This window comes from Pseudomonas sp. B6001 (assembly GCF_013386015.1).
Classification (GTDB): Bacteria; Pseudomonadota; Gammaproteobacteria; order Pseudomonadales; family Pseudomonadaceae; genus Aquipseudomonas.
This window is the reverse complement of record NZ_JACAOX010000035.1, coordinates 13,145-24,076: the sequence shown is the minus strand read 5'-3', so window position 1 is coordinate 24,076 and position 10,932 is coordinate 13,145. Positions and strand designations below refer to the sequence as shown.

General features: G+C 60.7%; 8 protein-coding genes. 7 read left to right on the top strand and 1 reads right to left on the bottom strand.

The window, feature by feature from the left end; translation table 11 throughout:
• Positions 1-36: 36 nt before the first annotated feature.
• From HX821_RS27580 to ispD, 7 genes are all read left to right on the top strand, one after another.
• Positions 37-984: an acetyl-CoA carboxylase carboxyltransferase subunit alpha gene (locus HX821_RS27580; RefSeq protein ID WP_003219302.1), complete on the top strand. Its 948-nt coding sequence runs from the start codon at positions 37-39 to the stop codon at positions 982-984.
• Between the two features lie 176 nt (positions 985-1,160).
• The gene (tilS, locus tag HX821_RS27575; protein WP_177036978.1) at positions 1,161-2,480 is read left to right on the top strand and encodes a tRNA lysidine(34) synthetase TilS; all 1,320 of its coding nucleotides are present in this window, start codon (positions 1,161-1,163) and stop codon (positions 2,478-2,480) included.
• Between the two features lie 273 nt (positions 2,481-2,753).
• The gene (locus tag HX821_RS27570) at positions 2,754-4,385 is read left to right on the top strand and encodes a CTP synthase (protein WP_003219298.1); all 1,632 of its coding nucleotides are present in this window, start codon (positions 2,754-2,756) and stop codon (positions 4,383-4,385) included.
• A gap of 5 nt (positions 4,386-4,390) precedes the next feature.
• Positions 4,391-5,236 (top strand): 3-deoxy-8-phosphooctulonate synthase, encoded by an 846-nt coding sequence (gene kdsA / locus HX821_RS27565; protein WP_003219295.1) that lies wholly within the window; start codon positions 4,391-4,393, stop codon positions 5,234-5,236.
• Positions 5,237-5,392: 156 nt separating this feature from the next.
• On the top strand, positions 5,393-6,682 hold the full coding sequence (gene eno / locus HX821_RS27560) for a phosphopyruvate hydratase (protein ID WP_003219294.1): 1,290 nt from the start codon (positions 5,393-5,395) through the stop codon (positions 6,680-6,682).
• 171 nt (positions 6,683-6,853) lie between these two features.
• Complete coding sequence (ftsB, locus tag HX821_RS27555) at positions 6,854-7,132, top strand: cell division protein FtsB (RefSeq protein ID WP_003219292.1); 279 nt, start codon at positions 6,854-6,856, stop codon at positions 7,130-7,132.
• Positions 7,129-7,839 (top strand): 2-C-methyl-D-erythritol 4-phosphate cytidylyltransferase, encoded by a 711-nt coding sequence (gene ispD, locus HX821_RS27550; protein ID WP_177020599.1) that lies wholly within the window; start codon positions 7,129-7,131, stop codon positions 7,837-7,839. Before ftsB ends, ispD begins: the two co-directional genes overlap by 4 nt.
• Positions 7,840-7,842: 3 nt before the next feature.
• Here the strand turns inward: ispD and HX821_RS27545 are convergent, their stop codons facing one another.
• Positions 7,843-10,881 carry a dermonecrotic toxin domain-containing protein gene (locus HX821_RS27545; RefSeq protein ID WP_177036976.1) on the bottom strand — a complete coding sequence of 1,013 codons (3,039 nt, stop codon included), beginning with the start codon at positions 10,879-10,881 and terminating at the stop codon, positions 7,843-7,845.
• Positions 10,882-10,932 lie beyond the last annotated feature (51 nt).

Below are 10,932 nucleotides of genomic sequence, written 5' to 3'. Positions count from 1 at the left end.
AGGCACTCCTTGGCCGTCGACCCAAGACGGACGCTTATGAACCCGAATTTTCTTGATTTCGAACAGCCGATCGCTGACCTGCAAGCCAAGATCGAAGAGCTGCGCCTGGTCGGCAATGACAATTCGCTGAATATCGGCGATGAAATCGCTCGCCTGCAAGACAAGAGCAGCACGCTTACCGAAGACATCTTCGGCAAGCTGACCAGCTGGCAGATCGCGCGCCTGGCCCGCCACCCGCGCCGTCCGTACACCCTGGACTACATCGACCATATCTTTACCGAGTTCGATGAGCTGCACGGCGATCGTCACTTCTCCGACGATGCCGCCATCGTGGGCGGTATCGCTCGCCTGGACGACCAGCCAGTGATGGTCATCGGTCACCAGAAAGGCCGTGAAGTGCGCGAGAAAGTCCGCCGCAACTTCGGCATGCCGCGCCCTGAAGGCTACCGCAAGGCCTGTCGCCTGATGGAAATGGCCGAGCGCTTCAAGATGCCGATCCTGACCTTCATCGACACCCCGGGCGCCTACCCGGGTATCGACGCTGAAGAGCGCAACCAGAGCGAAGCGATTGCCTGGAACCTGCGGGTGATGGCTCGCCTGAAGACGCCAATCATCGCTACCGTGATCGGCGAAGGCGGTTCCGGCGGCGCATTGGCGATTGGCGTCTGCGACCAGCTGAACATGCTGCAATATTCCACCTACGCGGTGATCTCGCCGGAAGGTTGCGCCTCGATCCTGTGGAAAACCGCCGAGAAGGCACCGGATGCCGCGGAAGCCATGGGCATCACTGCCGATCGCCTGAAAGGCCTGGGTATCGTGGATAAAGTGATCGCCGAGCCATTGGGCGGCGCCCACCGTGACCCGGCTGCCGCTGCCGCGACCATTCGTGCCGAACTCAGCTCGCAGCTGGCGATGCTCAAGAAGTTCGACAACGAGGCGCTGCTGGCCCGTCGTTACGAGCGCCTGATGAGCTACGGTCTCTAAGCCGACGCGTTACTAAATGTGGGAGCTGGCTTGTGTGGGAGCGGGCTTGCTCGCGAAGGCGGTGATTCAGTCAATATAGTTGGCGACTGACACACTGCATTCGCGAGCAAGCCCGCTCCCACATTTGCTTTGTGTATGCTGGGTTATCGCATTCCAGATTGATGGCGTACTTTGCTATGAAGCCCACGTTAACCGCCAAGCTCCTGCAAGCCGTCGCGCCCTGGCGCAACGCCCCGGCCTGGCACATCGCCTTCTCCGGCGGCCTCGACTCCACCGTCCTGCTGCACCTCCTGGCCACTCTGGCCAAAACCGACAAGCTTCCGCCACTCAGTGCGCTTCATGTTCATCATGGGCTGCAGGCTGCGGCTGACGCGTGGCCGGCCCATTGCCAGTCCGTGTGCGACGCCTTGTGCGTGCCTCTGCGGGTGATCCGCGTGCAAGTGCAACAAGGTGCAAGCCTGGAGCGCGCGGCCCGTGACGCGCGGTATCAGGCGTTTGCCGAGGTCACCGGAGCAGGGGAGTTGCTGGTCACGGGCCAGCACCGTGACGATCAGGCAGAAACCTTACTGTTTCGGCTGTTGCGTGGGGCTGGCGTGCGTGGCCTGGCGGCAATGCCCGCGCAGCGCCCTTTGGCAGATGGCTATCTGGTGCGACCCTTGCTGGATGTGTCTCGCGCCGAGCTTGAAGCCTACGCCCGTGAACATCAATTGACCTGGATCGAAGACCCGTCGAACGCTGATCCGCGTTTCTCCCGCAATTACCTGCGCCACCATGTTTTCCCACGCCTGACCGAACGTTGGCCCCAAGCCGTCAGCACCATGGCCCGCAGCGCCGAACATCTGAGCGAAGCCCACGGCTTGCTCGACGAACTGGCGCAGATGGACCTGCTGGCCGCCAGCCAGCACCCGGTGTTTCCCTGGCTGGCATTGCCTTCGCTGACCCTTGAACCGCTTGCCGCGCTCTCCGAGGCCCGCCAGCGCAACGCACTTAGGCACTGGCTGACACCGCTGACACGCTTGCCCGACAGTGACCACTGGACCGGCTGGGCGACCTTGCGCGACGCCAAACACGATGCACAGCCACTGTGGCGCCTGGCCGACGGTCAATTGCACCGTTGTGGTGGGCTTATCTGGTGGTTACCTGCCAGTTGGTCGGAATTTTCTGACGCATCGGTGAGCTGGCCGCACCCGCAAAACCCACTACAGTTACCCGGTAACGGCCAAGTGCGCTTCAGCGGCAGTGCACCCGAAGGCCCCCTGAGCATCCGTTATCGCCAGGGCGGTGAAATCATGGAATTGCCAGGCCGGGGCCGGCGCGACCTGAAGCGCTTGCTTAACGAAAGTGCGGTGCCAGGCTTCATCCGTGGCAGATTGCCGCTGCTGTATCAGGGCCAGCAATTGCTGGCTGTGGCCAACCTGCCGGGGCTTGCGGCGGGTGGCGGTACCGGCTGGCAATTACATTGGATGCCACCAACCTGCGATCAAGGTTTGAGCTGATAGAGCCTTTCCGGTAGACTACGCTCCCTTCTTGATACAACTTCTGTGGATTCGCCTGAATCGCAGCAGTTGCCGATTACCAAGCAGTCTTTGCTGGGCGATTCCAAAAAATGTGTAGCGATCAACGTACCGGTGTTTCATTGCTGGTCTGTCACAACGCGGCGGTTTTTTTGAAAGGTGCACTGTGATTAATGCAGGTGATCGGGGGCTTCGGCCTTCCTTCGCTTTCCCCGGCGGCTCGGACCGCTTTAACGCAGACTTCTAGGGTTTTTCATGACGCGCTACATATTCGTCACGGGCGGTGTTGTTTCTTCATTGGGGAAAGGCATTGCCTCCGCTTCATTGGCGGCCATCCTGGAGGCGCGGGGACTTAAGGTCACCATGCTCAAGCTGGACCCGTACATCAACGTTGACCCGGGCACCATGAGCCCGTTCCAGCACGGTGAAGTGTTCGTCACCCACGACGGCGCCGAGACCGACCTGGACCTGGGCCACTACGAGCGGTTCATCCGCACGACCATGACCCAGAACAACAACTTCACCACCGGCCGTGTCTACGAGCACGTGCTGCGCAAGGAGCGCCGTGGTGACTACCTGGGTGCAACCATCCAGGTGATCCCGCACATCACCGACGAAATCAAGCGCCGCATCATCAAGGGTGCAGGCGATGCCGACGTGGCAATGGTCGAGATCGGTGGCACCGTCGGTGACATCGAATCCCAACCGTTCCTCGAAGCCATCCGCCAGTTGCGTTTCGAAGTCGGCGCCAAGCGCGCGATGCTGATGCACCTGACGCTGGTGCCGTACATCGCCACCGCCGGCGAAACCAAAACCAAGCCTACCCAGCACTCGGTCAAGGAACTGCGTTCCATCGGCCTGCAGCCGGACGTGCTGGTGTGCCGCTCCGACCACGCGATCGACATCGCGTCCCGTCGCAAGATCGCCCAGTTCACCAACGTTGAAGAACGTGCGGTAATCGCCCTGGAAGACGCCGACACCATCTACAAGATCCCGGGCATCCTGCATTCCCAGGGCCTGGATGATTTTGTCGTCGAGCGCTTCGGCCTGCAATGTGGCGGCGCCGATCTGTCCGAGTGGGAAGCCGTGGTCGACGCCAAGCTCAACCCTGAGCATGAAGTCACCATCGCCATGGTCGGCAAGTACATGGAGCTGCTGGACGCCTACAAGTCGCTGATCGAGGCGATGAGCCACGCGGGCATCAGCAACCGTACCAAGGTCAACCTGCGCTACATCGACTCCGAAGACATCGAGAACCAGGGCACCGCGCTGCTGGAAGGCGTTGATGCCATCCTGGTTCCGGGCGGCTTCGGTCTGCGTGGCGTGGAAGGCAAGATCACTGCCGTCCAGTACGCTCGTGAGAACAAGGTGCCGTACCTGGGTATCTGCCTGGGCATGCAAGTGGCGGTCATCGAGTTCGCCCGTAACGTAATGGGCTGGAAAGACGCCAACTCCACCGAGTTCGATCGCACCAGCGGCCATCCGGTCGTGGGCCTGATCACCGAGTGGGAAGATGCCACCGGCGCCGTCGAAACCCGTACCGAAGCCTCCGACCTGGGCGGCACCATGCGCCTCGGCGCGCAGGATTGCCTGCTGGAGCCGGGGTCCCTGGTTCACGATTGCTACGGCAAGGACGTGATTGTCGAGCGTCACCGTCACCGCTACGAAGTGAACAACAACCTGCTGCCGAAAATCATGGAAGCCGGCCTGAAAATCTCCGGTCGTTCCGGTGATGGCGCGCTGGTTGAAGTGGTTGAAGCACCGGATCATCCATGGTTCGTGGCTTGCCAGTTCCACCCGGAGTTCACCTCGACCCCGCGCGACGGTCACCCGTTGTTCAGCGGCTTCGTTAAAGCAGCACTGACGCAACATCAGAAGAAGGCGTAAACCTGATGGCCCAGAAGATCATTCGCGTAGGCGACATCGAGATTGCCAACGACAAGCCCATGGTGCTGTTCGGCGGCATGAACGTGCTGGAAAGCCGCGACATGGCGATGCAGGTCTGTGAAGAGTACGTGAAGGTGACCGAGAAACTCGGTATCCCCTACGTATTCAAGGCCAGCTTCGACAAGGCCAACCGTTCGTCCGTGACCTCCTACCGCGGCCCGGGCCTTGAAGAAGGCATGCGGATCTTCCAGGACATCAAGCAAGCCTTCGGCGTGCCGATCATCACCGACGTCCACGAGCCTGAGCAGGCTGCCGTGGTTGCCGAGGTGTGCGACATCATCCAGTTGCCGGCCTTCCTGTCGCGCCAGACCGACCTCGTGGTCGCGATGGCCAAGACCGGCGCTGTGATCAATATCAAGAAAGCCCAGTTCCTCGCGCCTCAGGAAATGAAACATATCCTGAACAAGTGCGTGGAAGCGGGTAACGACCAGTTGATCCTCTGCGAGCGTGGTTCGAGCTTCGGCTACAACAACCTCGTGGTGGACATGCTCGGTTTCGGCATCATGAAACAGTTCGAATACCCAGTGTTCTTCGACGTGACCCACGCGCTGCAAATGCCCGGTGGTCGCGCCGATTCCGCTGGCGGGCGCCGTGCCCAGGTACTGGACCTGGCCAAGGCCGGCATCAGCCAGTCCCTGGCAGGTTTGTTCCTGGAAGCCCACCCGGACCCGGACAACGCCAAGTGCGACGGCCCATGCGCCCTGCGCCTGGACAAGCTGGAGCCATTCCTGGCCCAGTTGAAGCAGTTGGACGACCTGGTCAAGAGTTTTCCGACGGTAGAGACCGCGTAAGCGCCATTTCTCCGGTAGACTTTCCCTCGCTTTACGCTCAGGCCCGCAGGCCTGAGCCTTGTCGCCTGCAAGCCTGCCCGTTGTTCCACCCTTGCGGTCGGTCAAAAGATTTCCTTCAGCTGCGTCGTTTTCGTCAACTTTGGAGTGTTTACAACAATGGCAAAAATCGTCGACATCAAAGGTCGTGAAGTTCTCGACTCCCGTGGCAACCCTACCGTCGAAGCCGACGTGCTTCTCGATAACGGCATCATCGGCAGCGCCTGCGCGCCGTCCGGTGCTTCCACAGGTTCCCGCGAAGCACTGGAACTGCGTGATGGCGACAAGAGCCGTTACCTGGGCAAGGGTGTACTCAAGGCGGTGGCCAACATCAATGGCCCGATCCGCGACCTGCTGCTGGGCAAGGATCCACTTGACCAGAAAGCCCTCGATCACGCGATGATCAAGCTCGACGGTACCGAAAACAAAGGCAGCCTGGGCGCCAACGCCATCCTCGCCGTGTCCCTGGCCGCTGCCAAGGCCGCTGCACAGGACCAGGACCTGCCGCTGTACGCCCACATCGCCAACCTGAACGGCACTCCGGGTGTCTACTCGATGCCGGTTCCGATGATGAACATCATCAACGGTGGCGAGCACGCTGATAACAACGTCGACATCCAGGAATTCATGGTGCAGCCGGTTGGCGCCAAGACCTTCTCCGAAGGCCTGCGCATGGGCACCGAGATTTTCCATCACCTCAAGGCTGTGCTGAAGGCCCGTGGCCTGAGCACTGCAGTGGGTGACGAAGGTGGTTTCGCGCCGAACCTGGCGTCCAACGAAGATGCACTGAAAGTGATCTCCGAAGCCGTGGCCAACGCTGGCTACAAGCTGGGCACCGACGTGACCCTGGCCCTGGACTGCGCGGCCAGCGAATTCTACGAAGACGGCAAGTACAACCTGTCCGGCGAAGGCCACGTCTTCACCTCGGAAGGTTTTGCTGACTACCTCAAGGGCCTGACCGAGCGCTACCCGATCATCTCGATCGAAGACGGCCTGGACGAGTCCGACTGGGCTGGCTGGAAAGTGTTGACCGACAAGATCGGCGAGAAGATCCAGCTGGTGGGCGACGACCTGTTCGTGACCAACACCAAGATCCTGAAAGAAGGCATCGACAAAAAGATCGCCAACTCGATCCTGATCAAGTTCAACCAGATCGGCACCCTGACAGAAACCCTGGAAGCCATCCAGATGGCCAAGGCTGCGGGCTACACCGCCGTGATCTCCCACCGCTCCGGCGAAACCGAAGACTCGACCATTGCCGACCTGGCCGTGGGCACTTCGGCTGGGCAGATCAAGACCGGTTCCCTGTGCCGTTCCGATCGCGTTTCCAAGTACAACCAATTGCTGCGTATCGAAGAGCAACTGGGCGGCAAAGCCAAGTACAACGGTCGCAGCGAGTTTCGCGGCTGATTGTTAAATGGTAAAAGGTCAGCGGATTACGTCGGAAAAATCACGGCAGCGTGAATTTCGGCGCTAATCTCATGACTAACAAGCACAAGCCTGGTTTTTCCAGGCTTCGTGCTATCAGTTGCTGCAAAAGTTTTGCATGGCTGTCTTTTTTCACTGGATACCCGATATTCGATGCGCAGTCCCAATTGGTTGTTCCTCGTCTTGCTCTTGCTGCTGGCTGGCCTGCAGTACCGCCTTTGGGTGGGGAATGGCAGCTTGGCGCAGGTCACCGAACTGACTCAGCAAATTGCCGCACAGCACGCCGAAAACGAGGTGTTGCTGGAGCGCAATCGCGTGCTCGATGCCGAAGTACTTGAATTGAAAAAAGGCATGGAGACCGTTGAAGAGCGGGCTCGCCATGAGTTGGGCATGGTCAAGGAGGGCGAAACCCTCTACCAGTTGGCCCAATGAGCATTTCGTCACCGGCCTTCTGGGCCGTGATTCCTGCCGCGGGCGTGGGTGCCCGTATGGCCGCGGACCGTCCCAAGCAGTACTTGCAATTGGGTGGGCGCACTATTCTCGAACACAGCCTTGGCTGTTTCCTCGATCATCCGGGCCTCAAGGGGCTGGTGGTCAGCGTTGCGATGGATGACCCTTACTGGCCGACCCTGGCTTGCGCCGCCGACCCACGCATTGTGCGCGTTGACGGCGGCGAAGAGCGCTCGGGTTCGGTGCTCAATGCCTTGCTTTACCTGCACGGCCAGGGCGCCAGCGATGACGATTGGGTGCTGGTGCATGACGCCGCCCGGCCGAACCTCAGCCGCGATGACCTGGACAAGTTGCTCTTTGAACTGGCCGACGACAGCGTGGGTGGGCTGCTGGCCGTGCCGGCGCGGGACACCCTCAAGCGCGCCGACAAGCACGGGCGTGTGTTGGAAACGGTTGATCGCACGCCGATCTGGCAGGCCTACACCCCGCAGATGTTCCACCTTGGCGCGCTGCACCGGGCCTTGGCCGACAGCCTGGTCTCGGACGTGGTCATCACCGACGAAGCCTCGGCCATGGAATGGGCCGGGCATGCGCCTCGCCTGATCGAAGGCCGTTCCGACAACCTCAAGGTCACGCGCCCGGAAGACCTTGAATGGCTGCGCCAGCGTCGGACTTTCCAGTCTTCCTGACGCTCACACCGTCATCTGTTCAACCCCGGCCGGGGTCTTGAACTCATCCACCAGCGCCTGAATGCTGTCGAACGGTTTGCCGTCCACGGCCCAACCGGGCGCGCTGATGGCGTATCGGCTGCCCTGTTGATCGATCCTGAAATGGCGTACGTCGCCTCGCCGTGAACGGTAGTGAAGGTGTGCCGGTGTCGTGACGGTGGCCGGGGTCAGCATGAACTGGCCTGGCTTGGTCAGCAGCGTCTGTGGCGTCCTCGCTTGGGGCTGGGAGGGGGCGGGCGCCGGTTGCGCCGGGCGTTGCAAGCTGGCGCGGTCCACCCGCAGGACCAGGTTGGCCTTGACCGTTCCCTCACCCTTGCCGATGCCCAGGCTGGCGGTGCGTCCCGTGTCCACTTCGACGCCGAGGTGCCCGCCAGCCGCTGCATCCTCGATCCGCAGGCCGATGCTGCCGGTGAGTTCGGCGATTCCCGGAATCCCTTTGTAGGTATTGGTATGGCTGTCGCCCACCAGTGCGACCCATTTGCCCGGGCGCAGCTTGGTGGTCTGGATCCATTGAATCACCTCGGTGGCGTAGAAGTTCATCATGCGCTGGCGCAAGTTGTCGGCGGTGTCGGGCAGGTCGCGCAGCATGTAGCTGACAGTGCAGTCGATCGGCTGGATTTTGATCCCGGCGTCACGGGCTGCGGTGACGATGTTGACGAACGAGTAGTGCCGGTCGCGCAACGGCGGGTAGATGTTGTTGAGGAAGCCCTTGAGTTCCTCGGGCATCACCGCGCTTCGGGTACGGTAGAACGCCTTGAGCAAGGGCATGTGTACATCCGTCAGCAGATGCTCGAAATAGAGGCGTTTGACCCCCTCGCTGGCCAACAGCGGCATGTTGTTGATCAGGAACGCCTTGCTCGACAGGGCTCCATGGCTTTCGCCGATCACCAGGCCGTCGCTGGCGTGCAGCAGTTTTTGAATGATGGTCGGCTGCGATTCATTCAGGCTGAGCCTTGGAAGCACGGGCCGCATCGGTGAAAACGACAAATTGGCAAAGAATATCGTGGCATCTTCAGACAGCTTGGTTCTTTTCTCGAAAAACAACTTGCGGGTGTCTTTCACCGGCTGGGCACCGCTGCCCACGGGTTCAAGGTTTTCCGAAAACGAACTGGTGTCGGTGAGCATCTCCGAAACGGTCTCGCGTGCGGGGGGTGGCATCTCGTAGGCACTGTAGAACGTCGAGTGTTGCGGGCCGCCGAACAGCGTGTAGACCCTTTGCCAGGCATTGCGAAATGCGCCTCCGCCGGCCAGCCCGGCCGTGCGCCACTTCAGGTCGGCGCTCTGGATGGCATACAGGCCGGTGGATTGCAGCGTGTTTGGCGCGTTGGGAGCCATTACGAACAGTTCGAAGAAGCCTGATTCATTGGGGGTCTTGTAGGTCAGGTACAGGTCGCCGTGAATCCGGATGGTCTGCAGGCCGCCGGGAGTCATCCGTGGGCTCAGGGTGCGCGTCTCGGTGTTGGCCGCCATGGAGGTTTCGTTGATGGCGCTGACGCTGATCCGGCCCGCATCCTGGCGTACTGCCGGGCCCAGGGTGGGGCGCAGGCTTTCGAGGCCCTTGAGCCCCTTGGACACGCCATGGGCGACCACCGGCAGCGCGTTAAGGGCGCCGAATACAATGCGCTCCTTCGCGTGGGGTTTGCCGCGCAGCATGTCGTCGGCACCCACCACCATTTCAGTCGCGCCGGAGGTCAGGAAGCAAAATTCCGCCAGTAGTGCGTTGCCCATGGCCAGTGCTACGGGAACCGCCAGGATGCAGGCTTTTTCCAGGGCATCCAGGGTGTCGGCCTTGAGCGTATCCAGGGGCGAAATAAAGCTTCGCGCCGCTACTTTTGCAAGGCGTACCCTGATCTGCCGGGCGATGAACTCAAACGGGTTACTGCCCAGTGCCGGATACATCGGGTTATTGATGTACTGCTCGGGATCCCAGTAGTTATCGGCCCGCAGGCTGTTGAACAAACCCGGGGAGGTTGCCGGCTTCGGAAACACCGCCATCCCCACCAGTGCCTCCTCCACGCCGCTGTAGATCAGGCCGGAGTCGATGGCGTCCTCGTCGAAGTGTTGGGTCAGCGCCTTGCGTTGAGTGGCGTCCCTTGCCGTTTCCACCAGCCAACTGCGCATGTCTGCCGGGTTATTGAACCCATGGAAGGGCGAGGAGTTGCCCGGGATATAGAGCAGGGTCACCTGGCTTTGGTTATCGGTGATGGTCAGGATGTCGGTGGATTCGCTGTTGTGAACGCGCAATAGCCGCAGGGACAGGTTTGGGTCGAGGCGATAGGGCTCCTGGAAATCCTCCAGGGTGAGGTTGTCGTGGTTCTTGTCCATGCCGATTCCCGCCGCCCGTGCCGCCAGCTGTCTCTCTGCCACGGTCAGGGTGAACTCATGGAACTGTTCCAGATAGGCTTTGGTGAACGCGATGCGCATCAGGGTGTTGTAGTTTTCCCGGTGGTTGTTCCAGAACTTGCCGATCGCCTCGTCGTAGGTTTGTTCGAAATGGCTTGAGTTAACGATGAGCCTGAAGGTTTTTGGTGAAATCTGCAGCTGCGTGCTCGGGTCGTAAACCTGGGGCTGGCTTTGCAGATACAGCGCCTCATAACGCCTTGGCGGGATCCAGCCCGAGACGATGAACTCTTCGTTGAACATTGCCGGAATCCGGTTATCCATCAAGCGCGGCAGCTCGCTGACAATATTGAAATAAGGTGCAGTGGTGGAAAACCCGGTGGTATTGAGCATGCCGCCCGGGGGCTGGGGCGCATTGCAGATCATGGCCTCGGTCAGCGACATCGACTGGATCACCACGGCGGTGAAGGCCGCATTGGGATTGTCGGTGTTGTATTCGAGGGTGGCGAGGAGGGTGGTATCCGGGTCGAACTCGACCTGGCTGAGGGGCTGTACCCGCTCGCGGATCAACTGGGCGGCGATTTGCGAAGGTACGGGGAAATCCGCCAGGACCTTGCGAACGAAATGACTGATGCGCTGGAGTTGCGGGCCGTTGGTTATCATGGAAGTGCCTGGTTACGCAGTAAAAAAGGCTATTTACCGGCACTCAGGCGC